At 60.3% G+C, this 19,223-nt stretch carries 17 protein-coding genes and 1 tRNA gene; 4 read left to right on the top strand and 14 right to left on the bottom strand.

What is annotated here, in order from left to right; translation table 11 throughout:
* Positions 1-191: 191 nt before the first annotated feature.
* The 3 genes from BTN45_RS11185 to BTN45_RS11175 all read right to left on the bottom strand — a co-directional run bounded on the left by BTN45_RS11185 (position 192) and on the right by BTN45_RS11175 (position 5,635).
* Entirely contained in the window at positions 192-3,386 is a 3,195-nt protein-coding gene (locus tag BTN45_RS11185; protein WP_207587768.1) for a multidrug efflux RND transporter permease subunit, read from the bottom strand.
* A gap of 133 nt (positions 3,387-3,519) precedes the next feature.
* Positions 3,520-4,710, bottom strand: coding sequence for an efflux RND transporter periplasmic adaptor subunit (locus tag BTN45_RS11180; RefSeq protein WP_004443470.1), 1,191 nt, complete (start codon positions 4,708-4,710; stop codon positions 3,520-3,522).
* Positions 4,711-4,825: 115 nt separating this feature from the next.
* Positions 4,826-5,635, bottom strand: a complete 810-nt coding sequence (locus BTN45_RS11175) for an alpha/beta hydrolase (protein WP_004443469.1) — start codon at positions 5,633-5,635, stop codon at positions 4,826-4,828.
* Positions 5,636-5,770: 135 nt separating this feature from the next.
* On the opposite strand from BTN45_RS11175, the gene BTN45_RS11170 reads away from it, so the two are divergent.
* Positions 5,771-6,670 carry a LysR family transcriptional regulator gene (locus BTN45_RS11170; protein ID WP_004443468.1) on the top strand — a complete coding sequence of 300 codons (900 nt, stop codon included), beginning with the start codon at positions 5,771-5,773 and terminating at the stop codon, positions 6,668-6,670.
* A 3-nt stretch (positions 6,671-6,673) separates the two neighbouring features.
* Here the strand turns inward: BTN45_RS11170 and BTN45_RS11165 are convergent, their stop codons facing one another.
* Positions 6,674-7,573, bottom strand: a complete 900-nt coding sequence (locus BTN45_RS11165; protein ID WP_207587766.1) for a LysR family transcriptional regulator — start codon at positions 7,571-7,573, stop codon at positions 6,674-6,676.
* Positions 7,574-7,736: 163 nt separating this feature from the next.
* Between BTN45_RS11165 and BTN45_RS11160 the strand changes: the two genes are divergently transcribed.
* Positions 7,737-8,918 (top strand): MFS transporter, encoded by a 1,182-nt coding sequence (locus tag BTN45_RS11160; RefSeq protein ID WP_207587764.1) that lies wholly within the window; start codon positions 7,737-7,739, stop codon positions 8,916-8,918.
* Positions 8,919-8,979: 61 nt separating this feature from the next.
* Complete coding sequence (locus BTN45_RS11155; RefSeq protein ID WP_207587762.1) at positions 8,980-9,813, top strand: aldo/keto reductase; 834 nt, start codon at positions 8,980-8,982, stop codon at positions 9,811-9,813.
* Positions 9,814-9,929: 116 nt separating this feature from the next.
* Here the strand turns inward: BTN45_RS11155 and BTN45_RS11150 are convergent.
* Positions 9,930-10,004: transfer RNA gene (locus BTN45_RS11150), tRNA-Gly, on the bottom strand.
* A 368-nt stretch (positions 10,005-10,372) separates the two neighbouring features.
* Between BTN45_RS11150 and BTN45_RS11145 the strand changes: the two genes are divergently transcribed.
* Entirely contained in the window at positions 10,373-10,594 is a 222-nt protein-coding gene (locus tag BTN45_RS11145) for a hypothetical protein (RefSeq protein ID WP_004443464.1), read from the top strand.
* Between the two features lie 66 nt (positions 10,595-10,660).
* Here the strand turns inward: BTN45_RS11145 and dps are convergent, their stop codons facing one another.
* From dps to BTN45_RS11100, 9 genes are all read right to left on the bottom strand, one after another.
* Complete coding sequence (dps, locus tag BTN45_RS11140; protein ID WP_004443462.1) at positions 10,661-11,149, bottom strand: DNA starvation/stationary phase protection protein Dps; 489 nt, start codon at positions 11,147-11,149, stop codon at positions 10,661-10,663.
* A 122-nt stretch (positions 11,150-11,271) separates the two neighbouring features.
* Positions 11,272-12,030 (bottom strand): ABC transporter ATP-binding protein, encoded by a 759-nt coding sequence (locus BTN45_RS11135; RefSeq protein ID WP_207587760.1) that lies wholly within the window; start codon positions 12,028-12,030, stop codon positions 11,272-11,274.
* Entirely contained in the window at positions 12,027-12,995 is a 969-nt protein-coding gene (locus BTN45_RS11130) for an iron chelate uptake ABC transporter family permease subunit (protein WP_207587758.1), read from the bottom strand. Before BTN45_RS11130 ends, BTN45_RS11135 begins: the two co-directional genes overlap by 4 nt.
* Entirely contained in the window at positions 12,988-13,953 is a 966-nt protein-coding gene (locus BTN45_RS11125; RefSeq protein WP_207587756.1) for an ABC transporter permease, read from the bottom strand. The genes BTN45_RS11130 and BTN45_RS11125 overlap by 8 nt, the downstream gene beginning before the upstream one ends.
* Before the next feature lie 193 nt (positions 13,954-14,146).
* On the bottom strand, positions 14,147-15,085 hold the full coding sequence (locus tag BTN45_RS11120; RefSeq protein WP_022556835.1) for a siderophore ABC transporter substrate-binding protein: 939 nt from the start codon (positions 15,083-15,085) through the stop codon (positions 14,147-14,149).
* Between the two features lie 342 nt (positions 15,086-15,427).
* Positions 15,428-15,688 carry a hypothetical protein gene (locus BTN45_RS11115; protein ID WP_004443453.1) on the bottom strand — a complete coding sequence of 87 codons (261 nt, stop codon included), beginning with the start codon at positions 15,686-15,688 and terminating at the stop codon, positions 15,428-15,430.
* A 129-nt stretch (positions 15,689-15,817) separates the two neighbouring features.
* Positions 15,818-17,335, bottom strand: a complete 1,518-nt coding sequence (locus BTN45_RS11110) for a tripartite tricarboxylate transporter permease (protein ID WP_004443452.1) — start codon at positions 17,333-17,335, stop codon at positions 15,818-15,820.
* A gap of 103 nt (positions 17,336-17,438) precedes the next feature.
* Positions 17,439-17,933 carry a tripartite tricarboxylate transporter TctB family protein gene (locus BTN45_RS11105; RefSeq protein WP_035210454.1) on the bottom strand — a complete coding sequence of 165 codons (495 nt, stop codon included), beginning with the start codon at positions 17,931-17,933 and terminating at the stop codon, positions 17,439-17,441.
* Positions 17,930-18,874, bottom strand: a complete 945-nt coding sequence (locus BTN45_RS11100; protein ID WP_004443448.1) for a tripartite tricarboxylate transporter substrate binding protein — start codon at positions 18,872-18,874, stop codon at positions 17,930-17,932. The genes BTN45_RS11105 and BTN45_RS11100 overlap by 4 nt, the downstream gene beginning before the upstream one ends.
* Positions 18,875-19,223: the final 349 nt, after the last annotated feature.

The following is a 19,223-nucleotide window of genomic DNA, read 5'->3' as shown; positions in this document are numbered from 1 at the left end:
GCAGTCACCAACATCTATATTGACTTTTGCCAATTGTGGTGCGGCGCAGAACGCAGCCTGTATTACCGTTAAGCACTTGAAACTGATTCAATTTCAGAAGAGGCGCATACACATCTTTCCATATAAAACGCCGCGCATCTCGGGATGCGCGGCGGGCTTGCGTCGAAGGTTGCGGTGGATAGGTGTCGGTCTCAGCCGGCCTTTTCGAGCTTGTAGTCCGAATTGGCCGGTTCTTCCTGCTTGTGCTGGATGAGCGGACGGTTACCCGCCAGCTTGCGCACCAGCACATAGAAGACCGGAGTCATGAAGATGCCGAAGAACGTCACGCCGATCATGCCGGAGAAGACCGCGACACCCATGGCGGCGCGCATTTCCGCACCGGCACCTGTAGAGACGACCAGCGGCACCACGCCCATGATGAAGGCGAGCGAGGTCATCAGGATCGGGCGCAGGCGAAGCCGGCTTGCCTCGATGGCCGCCTGAACCGGCGTTCGTCCCTCGAATTCCAGTTCCCGTGCGAATTCCACGATCAGGATCGCGTTTTTCGCCGAGAGACCCACAAGGACGACAAGGCCGATCTGCGTAAAGATGTTGTTGTCCCCTCCTGTCAGCCAGACGCCCGTGAGAGCTGCAAGCACGCCCAGCGGCACGATCAGGATGATCGCAATCGGCAGGGTCAGGCTTTCATATTGCGCGGCGAGCACGAGATAGACGAGCAGCAGCGCCAGCGGGAAGACCACGATGCTGGAATTGCCGGCGAGAATCTGCTGGTAGGTCAGATCGGTCCATTCGTAATCGATGCCAGCGGGCAGGGTTTCGGCAAGGATCTTTTCGATCGCCGCCTGCGCCTGACCCGAAGAGAAGCCCGGTGCCGGTCCACCGTTGATATCGGCTGCGAGGAAGCCGTTATAACGGTTGGTGCGCTCCGGTCCCGTCGTTGCATCCACCTTCAGCAGTGTCGACAGCGGGATCATCTGACCCGTTGCGGAGCGAACCTTCAGGCGACCGATATCTTCCGCATGGGCGCGGAATTGCGAATCCGCCTGCACACGGACGCTGTATGTGCGACCGAACGCGTTGAAGTCATTGACGTAGAGCGAGCCGAGATAAATCTGCAGCGTTTGGAACACGTCGCTGACGGAGACGCCCAGCTGCTCGGCCTTGGCCCGGTCGAGATCGGCGAAGAGCTGCGGCACGTTGATCTGGTAGCTGGAGAAGATGCCTGCCAGCTCCGGTGTCTGATAGGCCTTGCCGATCACGGCTTTCGCCGCTTCGTCCAGCGTCTGGTAGCCGTAACCGGCGCGGTCTTCGATCTGCAGCTTGAAGCCGCCTGTCTGGCCGAGACCGTTGACCGGCGGCGGCGGGAACATGGCGATGAAGGCGTCCTGAATGCCGGCAAACTTCTGGTTCAGCTGCATGGCGATGGCGCCACCGGAGAGTTCAGGTGTCTTGCGCTTTTCGAAGTCATCGAGAACCGCAAAGACGATGCCGGAGTTGGAGCCGATGGTGAAGCCGTTGATCGACAGGCCCGGGAAGGCGATGGCGTGGCTGACGCCGGGTGTTTCCATGGCGATCGCGCTCATCCGCTTGATGACGTTTTCGGTGCGGTCGAGCGTTGCGCCATCGGGAAGCTGGGCGAAACCGATCAGATACTGCTTGTCCTGCGCCGGCACGAAGCCGCTCGGCACTGTCGTGAACATGCCATAGGTAGCAGCCACCAGTGCCATGTAAACGATCATGACGAGGCTTTTGCGCGTCACCAGCCCGCCGACCGTCTTGCCGTAGCCGTTCGAGGCCGCGCCGAAGGCACGGTTGAAGCCACGGAAGAACCAGCCGAAAATCTTGTCCATGAAGCGGGTGAGCCAGTCTTTCGGTGCACCATGTTCCTTCAGCAGCAGGGCTGCAAGAGCGGGTGACAGCGTCAGCGAATTGATGGCCGAAATGACGGTGGAGATCGCAATCGTCAGCGCGAACTGCCGGTAGAACTGGCCGGACAGGCCGGAGATGAAGGCAAGCGGCACGAAGACGGCGACCAGAACCAGCGCAATGGCGATGATCGGGCCGGAGACTTCACGCATCGCCTTATAGGTGGCGTCACGCGGTGAGAGCCCGTTTTCGATGTTTCGCTCGACGTTTTCAACGACCACGATGGCGTCATCCACCACGATGCCGATGGCGAGCACGAGACCGAACAGGGTCAACGCGTTGATGGAGAAGCCGAAGGCATACATGACGGCGAAGGTGCCGATGATCGAGACCGGAACGGCGATCAGCGGAATGATCGAGGCGCGCCATGTCTGAAGGAAGAGGATGACGACAAGCACCACGAGGCCAACGGCCTCGAGGAGTGTATCGACAACCTTCTCGATGGAGGAGCGCACGAATTTCGTCGTATCGTAGACGATCTCGTATTTCACGCCATCGGGCATCGCCAATTGCAGATTGTCCATGGTGGCGCGAACATTGTCGGCGATTTCGATGGCGTTGGAGCCGGGAGCCTGAAGCACGGCCACAGCCACGGCGGGCTCGCCATCGAGCAGCGAACGCAGCGTGTAATCGGCCGCGCCCAGTTCGATGCGGGCGACATCGCGCAGGCGGGTGATTTCGCCGTTCGCACCGCTCTTGACGATGATGTTGCCGAATTCTTCCGGCGTCGTCAGACGGCCCTGGGCATTGACGTTGAGCTGCAGGTCGACACCGTTAGGGCTTGGCGAAGCGCCGATGACACCGGCTGCGGCCTGAACGTTCTGCTGGCGGATGGCGTCGGAGACGTCGGCGGCAGCAAGATCGTGTTCGGCCACCTTCTGCGGGTCGAGCCAGACGCGCATGGAGTAGTCACCTGCGCCGAAGACCTGCACCTGGCCGACACCTTCGATGCGGGCGAGACGATCCTTGACGTTCAGCGTCGCATAGTTGCGCAGATAGGTGATGTCATAGGCGTCGGTCTTCGAGACGAGGTTGACGACCATGATGAAGTCGGGCGAGCTCTTGACCGTGGTGATGCCGAGCGCGCGCACTTCCGCCGGCAGGCGTGGTTCCGCCTGGGACACACGGTTCTGCACCAGTTGCTGGGCTTTGTCGGGGTCGGTGCCGAGCTTGAAGGTGACGGTCAGCGTCAGCACGCCGTCGGATGTCGCCTGGCTGCCCATGTAGAGCATGTCCTCGACACCGTTGATCTGTTCTTCGAGCGGTGTCGCGACGGTTTCAGCGATAACGGTCGGGTTCGCACCGGGATAGGTGGCGCGCACGACGACGGATGGCGGAACGACTTCGGGATATTCCGAAATCGGCAGGGCGCGCATGCCAAGAAGGCCTGCCACCACAATCAGGATCGACAAGACGCCGGCGAATACCGGCCGGTCGACAAAAAATCTGGAAATATTCATATCCAGTCCCTCTCCGGGTATATTTTGGAATGCGAAGGCCGCTCCGGCGGCAATTCTGCCGCCGGTGAAGGCCGGTTCTGTCTGAATGCGCGTCTCGCGAAAGCGCGGGACGCTTACTGATCAAAGAGATGGATTACTGCGAGGCAGCAACCTTATCTTCCGCCTGAGGTGCGATGGTTGCGCCGGGACGGATGCGCTGCAGGCCGTTGACGACGATCGTATCACCGGCAGCAAGGCCGCTTTCGATGATGCGCTGGCCATCGGCCGGCGCGCCCGGCTTGATCTGGCGGTAGCTCACCTTGTTTTCGGCATCGACCACGAAGACGAAGCGCTTGTCCTGATCCGTGCCGATGGCGCGATCGCTGATGACGATGCGGTTTTCCGGCTTCGGTTCGCCCATGCGCACCCGCACGAACTGGCCGGGGATCAACCTGCCATCGGGATTGTCGAAGACGGCGCGCACACCGATGGTGCCGCTTGCCGAATCCACCTGATTGTCGATCAGGTGCAGCGTACCCTTGATCGGCGTGCCTTCATCCGAAAGCGTGCCGATTTCCACTGGGATCTGTTCGAGAGCCGGCAGGGCGCCATCGGTCTTCGGCAGCTCGGCAAGAGCCTTGGCCACCACGCCTTCGCTGGCGTTGAAGCTCGCATAGATCGGGTTGACCGACACGAGGGTCGTCAGTGCCGGCGAGGTGGAACCGGCGGCGACGAGGTTGCCGGCGGTGATTTCGATGCGGCCGACGCGGCCTGAAACAGGTGCGCGGATTTCGGTGTAACCGAGATCGAGTTGCGCCGTGGTGAGTGCTGCGCGGGCGGCGCGAAGCTGGGCTTCGGCATCCGCAAACGAGCTCTGGCGCTGGTCGAGATCGCTCTGCGAGATGGTGCGGTTGTCGGAAAGCCGGCGACCGCGGTCGAGTTCCGTTTTCGCAAGGCTGACCTTGGCTTCGGCCGAGGCGACCTGTCCTTCAGCGCCGGCAACAGCGGCCTGATAGGGGGCCGGATCGATGGTGAAGAGGGGATCGCCTTCCTTCACCAGCGCGCCTTCGCGAAAATGCACAGCCTTGATCTGGCCGGCGACGCGGGAGCGAATCTGCACCCGGTCAACGGCTTCCAGACGGCCGGAAAATTCCTCCCAGCGCATCACGTCGCGGCTTTCAACCTTGGCAACGGTGACAGGGATCGCTGGTGTTTCAGCAGGCGTGGAAGCGGCCGTTGCATCGCGACTGGTGGGGAGGTCGAAAAACAGTGCTGCTGCTGCAACGGACATAGCAAGCCCGATACCGGCGCCCGTCAGGGCCCGGCGCTTTGTGTTCAGCGTCATGGGTATCTCCTTCGCCCCCGATCGGGAGCAGGTCGTTCATCTATTTTACTTCGTCGCATGATCCGGACGTAAAACCGCTACGCACTTTTACTGGACATGCTCAAAATGCGAAATTTCAGTGGTTTAACTGGTCAACGAAAGTCTTGAACTCCGAACAGACGGATGAGACCCATCCGCCGCCCTCTCCTTGATAAAGCCCCGTCCAGCCGACGCCGGCGGGGAAAACATGCTGCCTAACGCTAACGCCTGAGGCGATGAGGCGGTCTCCGTAATTGACCGTTTCGTCGCGCAGAGGGTCGTCCTCGGCGGTAAAGATCAGCGCCGGCGCCACCCGGTTCAGCCGCGTGCACTGGCAGGGTGCGGCATAGGGGTGAAAAAACCCGCACGCCTTGGCAAGGTAATGGCTCCAGCCATCGGCCCAGCGCTGGCGCATGCCGATCCTGTCCGCGTCGCGGAAGGATTCCGTCGTCATCATCGGATCGATCATGGGCGACAGAAGTATCTGACCGGCAAGTTTGCCCGGCATGCGGTCACGGGCCTTCAAGGCAAGCCCCGCCGCCACATTGCCGCCTGCCTCTTCGCCGGCCACGAACAGCAGCGATTTCGCGCCGCCATAATGCTTGCGATCCCGGCTCAGGCGATCGAGCGCTTCGTAAGCGCAGTCGATAACCATCGGAAACTCGTTGCCGGACGGCCTGCTGTAATCGGCCTCCACGACGACGGCGCCGCTTTCTGCAAGCGCGCGCGCGACCGGAAGTTCCGGGCAATTGCCGCCCGGCTCCAGGCCGGGTTCCAGAAACGAACCGCCGCGCAGATAAAGTACGACGGGCGGTTGGCTGCACAGGCTCGAACCTTCATATCGGCGCACGGAAAGCTGGGACGCGAAGCCCCCACAGCTTTTGATATTCTCCCAGTGCGCGTTCATCTGATCCGGTCCCGTTGCACCACCTTGAGCAGTGCATCACATTTGCAAAATCTGAAATTCATATTATTGTTCGGAGAAAAACGATCAAGTATGCCAAAATGAAAACACTATTCCAAAACGACGGATAATCTCATCATGGATCAGCTCTCCGCCATGCGGGTTTTTACGCGTGTCGTGGAAACCGGCAATTTCAGCCGCGCCGCGACAGCGCTGAACATGCCGAAAACCACGGTCACCAATATGGTCCAGGCGCTCGAGGCGCATTTGCAGACCACGCTTCTCAACCGCACGACGCGGCGAGTGATGCTGACAACGGACGGCGCTCTCTATTATGAGCGTGCATCGCAGATTTTATCGGAAATAGAAGAACTTGACGGCAGCATGTCCAGCGCGCAGGTGCAGCCATCCGGCCGGTTGCGCGTGGAAATGGCCGGTGTCTTTGCGGACCTTGTGGTTATCCCACATCTTTGCGAATTTTACCAGCGCTATCCGCAAATCCGTCTCGATCTCGGTGTCGGCGACCGTCTGGTCGATTATATCGCGGAAAATGTCGACTGTGCACTGCGCGTCGGCGTGTTGCGCGATCAGTCGCTGATTGCCCGAAAAGTAGGCGAACTCCGGTTCGAAACATTTGCGTCGCCGTCCTATATCGAAAATTTTGGCATGCCCCGAGAACCGGAGGACCTGGAGAAGGATCATCTGTCGGTGGGTTACCTCAATGCCACCACCGGGCAGATCATGCCGGCCTCCTTCGACAATGGCATACGCAGCGTCGAGTTGACGCCCAACTACGTCGTTTCCGTCAATGACAGCCGCACCTACTTGAATGCGGCGCTCGCCGGCATGGGCATCGTGCAGCTGCCGATCTTCATGGTGCGCGACGCCCTTTCGCGCGGAGAGCTGGTGCCGGTGCTTTCCGAATGGCGACGGGAGGCGATGCCGATCTATGTCGTCTATCCCCAGACCCGGCACGTGACCAACAAGGTCCGCGTATTTGTCGACTGGCTTGCGAAGCTGGTACATGGGCTGGTGTGATAATCAGCGCCCGACCCTTGCGGCAAGGAAATCTATGAAGGCGCGCACGCGGGCTGCGAGATGCTCATGGCCGGCATAAACCGCGTGGATCACCTCCATGTCCTCGGCGCTATAGTCTTCCAGTACGGGAACGAGCAGGCCAGCCCTAATATCGGGTTCGACGTGGAATTCACCGACCCGACCGAGCCCAAGCCCCGAGAGGCAAAGCCTGCGCATCGCCATGCCGCTGTTGACGGAGGCATTGCCCGTGACGGGCAGGCGATAGACATAGGCAGAACCGGGGTCGCGGAACGGCCATTCATTGAGACTGCGACTGAAATTGAAGCTCAGGCAATTATGCCGCGCCAGATCCTGCGGCGTTTCCGGCATGCCGTATTGTTCGATATAGGTGGGGGAGGCGACGATAACGCGGCGTACTTCCTTCAGCTTTCTTGCCTTCAGCGATGAATCGCCCATGGCGCCGGAGCGTATGGCAATGTCCGTGCGTTCCTCGATCAGGCTGATGACGCCATCGGTGAGCGAAATATCCAGCTCGATTTCCGGATAAAGCGACAGGAATTCCGGTGCAAGCGGCAGGAGATAACGTTCACCGAAGCCCAGCGTCGCGTTGACCCGTAGCAGCCCGCGCGGCACCACCTTGCCGCCGCTCGCCACGATCTGCTCGGTCTCGGCTATGTCGGCGAGAATGCGTCGGGCCCGCGCCAGATAGACCTCGCCCTCCGGCGTAAGCGTTACGAGCCGGGTGGAGCGGGCCAGCAACCTGGTGCCGAGACGGTCTTCGATACGTGTGACAAGTTTGCTGACGGCCGAGGGCGAAAGCTTCAGCCTGCGCCCGGCGGCTGAAAAGCTGCCGAGTTCCGCCGCCGCCACGAAGACTTCCATCTCTCCGGCCCTGTTGTCCATCGCGCATCACCTATGAAATCAATTCAAAGGTATTTATCCGGCTTTGCCGATTATCATGCAAGTCCCCTTTGCCCATATTGCGCTCATACAATTTGATCCAACCGGGCAGCCCCAAGCTGTCCAGAAGGCCCGCGATCCAGCTGCGGGCGAAGAGGTATTCGTCATGCCATTGGCCATATTTGCCCTGACGATCGCGGCCTATGCGATCGGAACAACGGAGTTCGTCATTGTCGGTCTGCTGCCGACTGTCGCAAACGATCTCCATATCACCCTGCCGCTCGCCGGTCTCATCGTCAGTGTCTATGCACTGGGTGTGACCTTTGGTGCGCCGATCCTGACCGCATTGACCGGCAAGATAGAGAGGAAGCCGCTGCTGCTCGGCCTGATGGCCCTGTTCATCGTCGGTAACAGTCTCGCAGCACTTTCACCCAATTATGAGATGCTGCTGGTCGCGCGCGTCATTGCCGCCTTCGCCCATGGCGTCTTTTTCTCGGTCGGCTCCACCATCGCGGCCGATCTCGTGCCGGAAAACCGTCGCGCCTCGGCCATTGCCATGATGTTCATGGGCCTTACGGTCGCCATCGTCACCGGTGTTCCGCTCGGCACCTATATCGGCCAGGTCTTCGGCTGGCGCGCAACCTTCTGGGCCGTTGCTGCCCTTGGTGTCATTGCCTTCCTCGGCATTGCAGCGCTTCTCCCGAACACACTCAAGAAGGCGCCGCCGGCAAGCTTGCTCGATCAGGTCCGTGTTCTCGGCTCCGGCCGCCTGCTCATCGTCTTCGCCATGACCGCGCTTGGTTACGGTGGCACCTTCGTCGCCTTCACCTTCCTTGCGCCAATCCTGCAGGATGTGACCGAATTTTCGGAAAAGAGCGTCAGCCTGATCCTCGTGCTTTACGGTATCGCCATCGCGGCCGGCAACATCGGTGGCGGCCGGATCGCCAACCATAATCCGGCCAAGGCCCTCATTGGCCTCTTCCTGGCGCAGGCCATCGTGCTGCTCGTCTTTTCCTTCACCGCGGTTTCGCCGGTGCTGACGCTCATCACGCTTGCCGCGCTTGGTTTCCTCTCCTTCGCCAATGTTCCCGGCCTGCAGCTTTATGTGGTGCAGCTTGCCAAGGAGCATCGTCCCGGCGCCGTCGATGTCGCTTCGGCGCTCAACATCGCCGCGTTCAATCTTGGCATCGCCATCGGCGCGTGGCTCGGCGGTCTGGTGGTGGAATCACTGTTGGGTCTGGGAGCCACACCCTGGGTTGGCGCCATCCTCGTCGCGGTTGCCCTGCTTCTGACCATCTGGAGCAGCGCGCTCGACCGCCGCGCCGCGCTGACGCTGAAAACTGCCTGAGCTTTTCATGAAATACCCGGCCGCTCCCAAGTCGGCCGGGCCACCTCAAAGGAGAAAATATATGTTTGATGTCACTGCAAACGGCGCGTCAATCCCGGCGCTTGGTTTCGGCACGTTTCGCATTCCCGGCCCCGATGTGCTGCGTATCGTTCCCCATGCGCTGAAGGCCGGGTTCCGCCATATCGATACCGCCCAGATCTATGGCAATGAAGCCGAGGTCGGTGAAGCCATTGCTGCTTCGGGCGTTACGCGCGGCGAAGTGTTTCTCACCACCAAGGTCTGGGTCGAGAACTACAGGCACGATGCCTTCCTCGCCTCTGTCGATGAGAGCCTGAAAAAGCTGAAGACCGATCATGTGGACCTGCTGCTGCTGCACTGGCCGAACGAGGCGGTTTCGCTTGCCGAGCAGATCGGCGCGCTGAACGCGGTGAGGCAGGCCGGCAAGGTGCGCCATATCGGCGTCTCCAACTTCAGCACGGCGCTGATGGCCGAAGCGGTGAAGCTGTCCAATGCCCCGATCGTGACCAACCAGATCGAATACCACCCCTACATCGATCAGGATGTGGTTATCGCCGCCGCCAAAGCTGCGGGCATGTTGGTGACGGGTTATTACGGCATGGCCGATGGTAAAGTGTTTGACGATCCGGTGCTGAAGGAGATTGCCGCGGGCCGTGGCAAGTCGGTAGCACAGGTGGTTCTGCGCTGGCTCGTGCAGCAGCAGGGCGTCGTCGCCCTGTCGAAAACGGTGAGTGAAGCCCGGGTCGAGGAAAATCTCGCCATCTTCGACTTCGAGCTTTCGGCAGATGAAATGGCGGCAATCCGTGCGCTTGCAAGACCGGATGGCCGCATCGTTTCGCCGGAAGGGCTTGCGCCCGTCTGGGACGAGGCCGCCTGACGATGAGGGCCGGGGAGAGAACTCTCTTCCCGGTTTCTTTGCGCGAGAAATTTTCGCGTATGGCGATGCGCCTCGCATCGGGCATGCCAGAGATTTATCGGCCTGTTCTGGAAATCTGGAGCGGGCGAAGGGATTTGAACCCTCGACCCCAACCTTGGCAAGGTTGTGCTCTACCCCTGAGCTACACCCGCTCAAATCCACCGGTCCGGGGTAGTATGCTGAACCGTGGGCCGCCGAAGCGGCGACGGGTGCTATATCGCTCAATCGTTTTTGGAATGCAACAGTTTCTTTTGCGGTTTCGGTGGAAATCCGCCCGCCTGCGAGTTTATCTGCCCTTCCGGGAAGCGGTGGGCTCGGACGCCATGGATATTTGAGCGAAGATATTGTTTCATCTGGTTTTTATTGCCGTCTCACAATGGAGCGCCCAGATGCGGTGCCAGGAAATAATCTATTTACATTTGGTTAAAATCTGATTCGACAAGTGATTCGTTCGGGTGTACAAATTTCCTGTCCACGAAAAAAAGAAACGATACTTGGCATATCATCAGGAGGATGAGCCTTGTCGTATGCAGCTTTTGAACGGGTTGGCGCACAATTGTCGCCGGAGCAGATCACCGATCTGCAGAATATTTTCGATGGCGTATGTTTCGAGTGCCTTCAAGATCGCAGCAGCCACGTTGCCAACGAGTGCGCGGCGGTTCTTATCCGCAGCGCCCAGCGCGGCATTCTCGACCATGAGATGTTGCGGGACATCGGGCTTGCCGTTTTGCGGCGGCACTGATGCCTGAGAAGAAAAAAAGCGCCCGGATATCCGGGCGCTTTGTTTTTGACGTGGGCGGATTTCCGCTCAGCTCTTTTCCTGCACATGCGCTTCGAGGAACCAGAGCGCCTTGTCGAGATCGCGCGAGGCGGCGGTGAAGATGTCGGCCGTCGTGGGGTCGCCCGCTTCATCGGAATCGTCGATGGCTTTGCGGATCATGTTGGCCACATCGCCATAACGTTCGATCAGGGCGTCCAGATGGTCATGGATCTTGTAGATGTCGGTCGGATAGGCCTTGAGCTTGGTTGTCGAGGAGACCGATTGCAGGCTGCCGAGCGCCGTGCCGCCAAGCTGGACCACACGTTCGGCAATCGTGTCGCCATGATTGTCGAGCTGGGTGCGGAACGTATCGAGAAGTTCATGCACGGCGATGAATTGCGGGCCTTTCAGGTTCCAGTGCGCCTGTTTGGTGATGAGCGCAAGGTCGATCACCGAAGCCAGCGATTCGTTTAGAATGCCGATAACGGTCGACTTGGCGTTTGAAGGCAGGTCGTTCTTCGTCTTGTGCGTCTTCATCGATGTCTCCTGAAGTTGCGGACGGAATGCCGCTTTGGAAAAGTCCGTCGATTAACGTGCGGGCCTGTGGCCCTGTTCCATGTTAGGCGACGGGACAGCAAAAATCCTGCACAATCATCATGTCATTCGTAAAACAGGCAGATGCGCCGGCCGTCTATCTCACTGACGCTGATCGGCATGTCATAGATTTCCTTGAGAATATCGGGACGGATGATCTCTTCCGCAGGACCCTGATGACAGATGCGGCCCTCGCGCATGGCGATGATGGTGTCGGAATACCAGGAGGCGAAGTTGATGTCGTGCAGAACCAGAACCACGGTCTTCTTCAGCTCGTCGGCCGCCTTGCGCATGATTTTCATCATGCTGGAGGCGTGTTTCATGTCGAGGTTGTTGAGCGGCTCGTCAAGCAGCACATAATCCGTATCCTGGCAAAGCACCATGGCCACGAAGGCGCGCTGGCGCTGACCGCCGGACAGCTCGTCCAGAAACCGGTCGGCCAGATTTTCAAGGTGCAGATATTCAAGCGCCCGGTCGATATAGGCCTTGTCCTCGATGGTGGGGCGGCCCTTGGAGTAGGGGTAGCGGCCGAAGCCGACAAGGTCGCGCACGGTCAGGCGCGAGGAGATGTGGTTGTCCTGCCGCAGGATGGAGAGCCGCTTAGCCAGCGTATCGGAGGGGGTTTTCGTGACATCCAGCCCGTCGACCGTGACGGTTCCCGTATCCATGGACATCAGCCTTGCGACGATGGACAGGAGCGTGGATTTACCCGCGCCGTTCGGCCCGATGATGGAGGTGACGCCCCCTGCCGGGATGGAAACCGAGACGCCGTCGATGACGACGCTGTCACCATAGGATTTGCTGATCTGACTGGCGATGATCATCGCGCACCTCGTTTCAGAATGAGACCGATAAAGACGATGCCGCCCAGAAATTCGATGATGATGGAGAGCGCCGTATCGAAGGCAAAAACCCGCTCCAGCACAACCTGACCGCCGACGAGACAGATCGCGGCGATGAGGATCGCCGCAGGCAGCACATAGGCATGCTTGCCGTTGCCGGTGAGATAATGGGCGAGGGCCGCGACCAGCAGGCCGAAGAACATGACCGGGCCGACGAGCGCAGTGGAGACGGCGACAAGTACGGAGACCAGCACGAGGATGATGGTCACGGTGTACTTGTATTCGACCCCGAGGCTGATGGCCGTCGCGCGGCCGAGCGAGAGCACGTCGAGCGTGTGCATCAGGCGCAGCCCGATAATGGTCACCACGCCGATGATGATGGCGGAAACAGTGAGCAGCGTCGGATCGATGGAATTGAAACTGGCGAAAAGCACATCCTGCAGCACCGTGTATTCGTTCGTATCGAGGACCCGCTGCATGAAGCCCGAGAGGCTGCGGAAAAACACGCCGAAGACGATACCGACCAGGACGAGAAGATGCAGGCTGCGTTCCGCTCCGACAAAAAGCCAGCGATAGAGCAGGGCGGAAAAGGCGACGAGCAGCCCGGTTTCCACCAGAAATTTCACTTGAGGATCGATCATCACGACTGTTGCCGAGCCGAAGACAAAAATCAGCCCGGTCTGCATCAGCACGTAGAGTGAATCGAAACCCATGACCGAAGGGGTGAGGATACGGTTGTTGGTGACCGTCTGAAACAGTACGGTGGAAACGGCGATGGCGTAGGCCACCAGCAAAAGCGACAGGAGCTTGATGCCGCGAAACGGTAGCACGAAACTCCAGCTTCCCCTGGCGCCGAGCGTCATGAAGGCGATCATGGAAATGAGCGCCAGTGCGGCAAGCACAAGCAGAACGATTTTTGCGCGCCTGTCAGGGTTTCTCTCACGCATGGTTGCGTTTCCGCAGCAGGAGATAGAGGAACAGCGCGCTGCCGATGACGCCGACCACGGTTCCAATGGGTATTTCGTAAGGCGCGCGCACCGTCCGGCCGATGATGTCGCAGGAGAGCACAAAGACCGCGCCGAGCGTCGCCACCCATGGCACCGAGCGGCGCATATTGTCGCCGATCATCAGGCTCACGACATTCGGCACGATGAGGCCCAGGAAGGGGATCATGCCCACCGTCACCACCACGACAGCGCTGACCAGCGAAACGATGGTGAGGCCGAGCGCCATTACCCGGCGATAGTTGAGACCGAGATTGGTGGTGAAGTCCCGGCCCATGCCCGCCACGGTGAAGCGGTCGGCGGCCAGATAGGCGGCGATGGCGAAGAGAAAACCGATCCAAAGCAACTCATAACGGCCGCGCAGTACGCCGGAAAAATCCCCCGTCATCCATGCCCCGAGCGATTGCAGCAGATCGAAGCGATAGGCGAAGAAGGTGGTGACGGCGGAAATGACGCCGCCGAGCATGATGCCGATCAGCGGCACCAGCAGCACGTCGCGCAGCGGCACCTGCCGCAGGATGCGCAGGAACAGCGCGGTGCCGGCGAGGGCAAAAGCTGCTGCCACCAGCATCTTGCCGAAGATCGGTGTATCCGGTGCCAAAAGGGTGACGGCGAGCAGGCCGAGGCCGGCGGATTCCGTCGTGCCCGCCGTGGAAGGTTCCACGAAACGGTTTCGCACCAGCATCTGCATGATGAGGCCGGCAATCGCCATTGAGCTTCCCGCAAGGATCAGCGCGAGCGTGCGCGGAATACGGCTGACGAGCAGCACACGCAGCGCGTCTGCACTCGTGTCGGGTGCGAAAAGTGTTGCGAGCGAAACGTTGCTCACGCCGACGAACAGGCTGGTGATGGCGAGCACCAGGGCTAGCAACAGGACAAGGATGAGAGGCAGGGATTTCACGTTGGTGGTTTTTCGTAAATGGTAAAAGCTCCCCGTAACCTGGCAGGCTGCCGAAACAGGTGTCCGACCTCTCCTTGGTCATCTTCGGGCTTGACCCGAGGATCCACAACCTGACGCGCGATGGATCCTCGGGTCAAGCCCGAGGATGACGCCGAGTATGGAGCAGCCTTCAGAAGCGCATGCCTAGAGGCTTTTACGATTTCTTGTCGGAGACAGCCTTGTAGACCTGATCGAGCAGGGTGGTGAGCGCCGTATAACCGCTGCTGACGATATAGGCCGCCTGGGGGTCGAGATAAACGATCTGCTTTTTCTTCCAGGCGTTGGTCTGGTGGACCAGTTCGTTATCCAGCACCTGCGCGGCCGCCTTGCCGGGATCGGTGGCGCGGCCGATGCCGGCATCGCGGTCGATCACGAACAACCATTCCGGATTGACCTCGGCAAGATATTCGAAGGAGACGACGTCGCCGCGGTCGAAACGGTCATCAATGTCTTCAGCGACCGGCTTGAAGCCGATTTCGGTGTGCAGCCAGCCGGTGCGCGAGCCTGGGCCATAAACGCCGACCTTGCCGGCATTGGTGACGAGGATCATCGCCGTGCCGGAATTGGGGGCGATCTCTTTCAGCTTCGCCACCTTTTCATCGATGGCGGCATCGAGCTTCTTGGCTTCTTCCTGCTTGCCGAAGATATCGCCGAGCTTGGCGATGTTGGCTTTCACGCTGCCGATGAATTCCTTGGAGTCCACCGACATGTCGATGGCCGGTGTGATCTTGGCAACATCCGGATATTTTGCCCGCGAACGGCCGCCAACGATGACGAGATCGGCCTCTGCCGCATTGATCGCCTCGTAATCGGGCTCAAACAGCGTGCCGACCTTCAGATATTTCCCGTCGGCATATTTCTGCAGATAGGTCGGCAGGTTGGAGCCGACGACGCCCGTCGGCTCGACGCCGAGTGCATCGAGATTGTCGAGCGAGGGAACATCAAGAACCAGAACCTTTTTCGGCGCGGCTTTCAGCACGGTCTCGCCCTGGGCGTGCTTGATCGTCATTTCCTCGGCGCTTGCGGTCATCGCGCCAAGGCTGAAGGCCGCTGCCGCCAGCAGCCGAACGGGGAAGGTGAAGTTGATGGCCACGAATATGTCCCTTGCGAATGGTTCCGGACCGGCGGAAAGCTTTCCGTCGGGTTAACTTGATGTCCGTTATCAGCTTTATTGGCAAGGCGGGCGGAAATCAAAATTATGTTTTAGAATGGTTCTGAATTGCCGTGAGCGGGAAATGCGGGGGCAGATGAAACATCTGCTCGAACCTCTTCCCCGTCATGCTTGGGCTTGACCCGAGTATCCCACTGCGGTGGTGGTGATGGATCCTCGGATCAAGTCCGAGGTGACGTTGAGGGGAAGGAAAGGCCGGCGTCAATTTCGTCGGTGCCTTTTACCCGTCTGTTTTACCCATCACGACCAACGTGACAGCCGCTGTCAATCCGGTGGCCAGTCGCCGACGATTTCGCGCCTCTCCAGTTTCAACGATCGGTCCGGCTGCACCCGGTAAGTCTCGATCGCCAGCCTTCCGTCGCCCATCACGAATTCGTTGCTGAGCGTACTGCCGACGGGGGACTTTGTCAGTTTGGTACGGGGCTGCCCGCCATAGGTGATACTGCCGGGAATGGGTTCCACATCGGGGGCGGCGGTAGTGCAACCGGTTAAAGCAAGGATGGTCAGGATTGCAAGGCTGCGCATGACAGGGTTCCTCAGAGGGTTTCATAAAATCTATGCCGCCCCCAACCTCGCCGCAATCCATAACGTTCCACAAAAAAAGCCCCGTATCCGGAGATACGGGGCCAGTTGCCTTGGGAGGTTCTTTGGTTCTCAATCCTCGTTGGCGGCAAGCTGCGTCAGCACCTCGCCACGGCCGCGGATACGCATGATGAGCGGAATGATGAAGGCGGCTGCCGCGACGATGAACAGGCCAACGGCAATCGGCGAGGTGAACAGCACGGTCGGGTCGCCCTGGCCGATGGCCAGTGCGCGGCGAAGCTGCTGTTCGGCGAGCGGGCCAAGGATGAGGCCGACAACCGCAGGCGCAATCGGATACCCGAAGATGCGCATGATGTAGCCGAGGATGCCGAAGGCGAGCAGCATGCCGAGTTCGAAGACCGACGGGTTGGCGCCGATGGTGCCGAGCGTTGCGAACAGCAGGATGCCGGCGTAAAGCCAGGGCTTCGGAATGGTCAGCAGCTTCACCCAGAGACCGACGAGCGGCAGGTTGAGTACCAAGAGCATCAGGTTGGCGATGAAGAGGCTGGCGATCAGGCCCCAGACCAGCTGCGGATTGGTGGCAAACAGCAGGGGGCCGGGCTGCAGGCCGAACTGCTGGAAACCGGCGAGCATGATGGCCGCTGTTGCCGTCGTCGGCAGGCCGAGCGTCAGGAGCGGCACCAGCGTACCGGCAGCCGAGGCGTTGTTCGCCGCTTCCGGACCCGCAACGCCTTCAATCGCGCCGTTGCCGAATTCTTCCGGATATTTGGTCAGCTTCTTTTCGGTGGCATAGGACAGGAATGTGCCGATTTCAGCGCCGCCGGCAGGCATCGCGCCAATCGGGAAGCCGATCAGGGTGCCGCGCAGCCACGCCTTCCACGAACGCGCCCAATCCTGCGCGCTCATCCAGACCGAACCCTTGACGGCTTCGACCTTGTCGTCGCCGCTCTGGCCCTGCGCCACGATGAACAGGGTTTCGCCGATGGCGAACATGGCGACCGCAAGCGTTGTGACTTCCACGCCGTCGAGCAGGTCGGGAATGCCGAAGCTCATGCGGGTCTGGCCGGTCAGCTGGTCGATGCCGACGATGGCCAGCGCAAAGCCGATGAACAGCGAGGTGAGACCGCGCAGCGCCGAATCCCCGAAGGCGGAGGAAACGGTGACGAAAGCCAGCACCATCAGTGCGAAATATTCGCGCGGACCGAAGACCAGCGCCAGCTTGACGATGTAGGGCGCGACGAAGGCGAGCGCGATGGTGGCGATGAGGCCGGCCACGAAGGAGCCGATGGCGGCGGTGGCGAGGGCCGGGCCGCCTCTGCCCTTGCGGGCCATCTTGTTGCCTTCGAGCGCGGTCACGATCGAGGCGCTTTCGCCCGGCGTGTTGAGCAGGATGGAGGTGGTCGAACCGCCATACATGCCGCCATAATAGATGCCGGCGAACATGATGAGCGAACCGGCAGCGTCGAGCCGGTAGGTGACGGGCAGGAGCAGCGCGACGGTCAAGGCGGGGCCGATGCCGGGCAGAACGCCGACGGCGGTGCCGAGCGTCACGCCGATCAGCGCGTAGAGCAGGTTCATGGGTTGGGCGGCAACCTCAAGACCGTGCAGCAGGAATTCAAAGGTACTCATGGACAGATGTCCCCCTGTCGAGCGGAAGGGCGGGCGGAACGGCTGGCTTGGCGTCAGTGCGCGCCGGCGGTTCCGGTGATCTCGAATATTGTTGGAATGGCTGTCAGAAGAACAGCCGTTCCAGAGGTCCGGCGGGCAGCGAAAGCTGCAGCAGCTGGGCAAAAACGATCCAGATGGCAAAACTCAGCACAATGCCGACCGGTATCGAGAACCAGAGCTTGCGTTTGCCGAAAGCGCGTGCCGTGAAGGCGAACAGCAGACCGGTGGCAATGGAAAAGCCGGCAACTGTCAGCAGCAGCATCTGGGCGGCAAGGCCGGCAATGACCCACACGACGGGGGCGATTTCCTGCCTGTCACGCTCGGGAAAATCCCCGCGCCAGGCCTCGACGGCCGTCCAGATCGCCAGTCCGACAAGACAGAAGGCAATCGCGTAAGGCACGGTGGCCGGGCCAACCGGCGAGTAACCGGTGACGCTGGCAAGGCGGGCGCTATCCCAGAAGATGACGCTGGCAACAGCGACGAGGGCGACGGCGATGACCAGCGCCGCCCAGTCGGGGCGACGCTTTTGATCATGCGAAGGGTTGGAACCCTGGCTCATTTTACCAGTCCGATGTCTTTGAGGATGGTTTCGGTGGCGGCGGTGTCCTTGGCAAGCTGTTCCTTGAAGGCGTCACCGGCGAGATAGGTATCCATCCAGCCCTTGGTCTTCAGGGTTTCCTGCCACTTGGCGGATTTCACCAGCTTCTCGACGTCAGCATTGATGGCCTTTTCCTGATCGGCGGAAATGCCGGGGGCTGCCGCAACCATGCGCCAGTTCTGCACGACGACATCAAGACCGCTTTCCTTCAGCGTCGGCGCGTCGACGCCCTCAAGACGGTTTTCGCTGGTGACGGCGAGAAGGCGCAGCGTGCCGGCCTTGACCTGGCCTTCGAATTCGCCATAGCCGGAAACGCCCGCCGTGACCTGCGAACCGAGGATCGAAGCGAGTGCTTCGCCGCCGCCGGAATAGGCGATGTAGTTGATCTTGGTCGGATCGACGCCGGCCGCCTTGGCAATCAGGCCAACGGCGATATGGTCGGTGCCGCCGGCAGAGCCGCCGCCCCAGGAAACGCTGCCCGGGTCTTTCTTCAGCTGGTCGATGAGATCGCCGATGGTCTTCAGCGGCGAGGATGCCGGAACGACGATCGCTTCATATTCGCCGGTCAGGCGTGCGATCGGGGTCACTTCCTTCAGCGTCACGGGCGCATTGTTGGTGAGGATCGCGCCAACCATGACGTAACCGCCGACGATGAGGGCGTGCGGGTTACCCTTCTGCTGGCTGGCGAATTGCGCAAGACCGATGGTGCCGCCAGCGCCCGGTACGTTCTGCACCTGAACGCTCTTGGAAATGCCTTCTTCCTGCAGCACGCTCTGCAGCGAGCGCGCGGTCTGGTCCCACCCGCCGCCGGGATTGGCCGGTGCGATGACGGTGTAATCTGCCGCAGCCGCCGGAAGCGCGATCATGCCCGCCAGAAATGTGCCGATAAGAAAATGTTTCACGTAGAAAACCCTCCTCAGGATGCCCTTTTGGGCGTCGTTTTTCGTTTATGCGGAAGGGGCTTCAGGGCGCATCTGTGCCGACGCTGAGTACTCAACGCTGGGCCTTGGCAATCCTCAAGATTTCCTCCCGCATCTTCTTCCGCCTCCACGGAATGAAGAAGGATTGCAGAGCATCACAAAAAGCTGTCATCTAACTGACGCAACGCAAGTCCTTGCGCATTTACTCTCTATTAATTTGTGCCGGACGTCCACTGTGGCGTGTGGATGCCTTCGTTTTGCGCCTTTGAAGCCTGCTTCACCCGCATTCCTGTGACAAGCACAGGACTGAGGGATGGTGGAGCGCTCAAAC

It is taken from the genome of Rhizobium sp. ZX09 (genome assembly GCF_017357485.1).
Classification (GTDB): Bacteria; Pseudomonadota; Alphaproteobacteria; order Rhizobiales; family Rhizobiaceae; genus Agrobacterium; species Agrobacterium pusense.
This window is presented reverse-complemented; position numbering and strand designations above follow the sequence as displayed.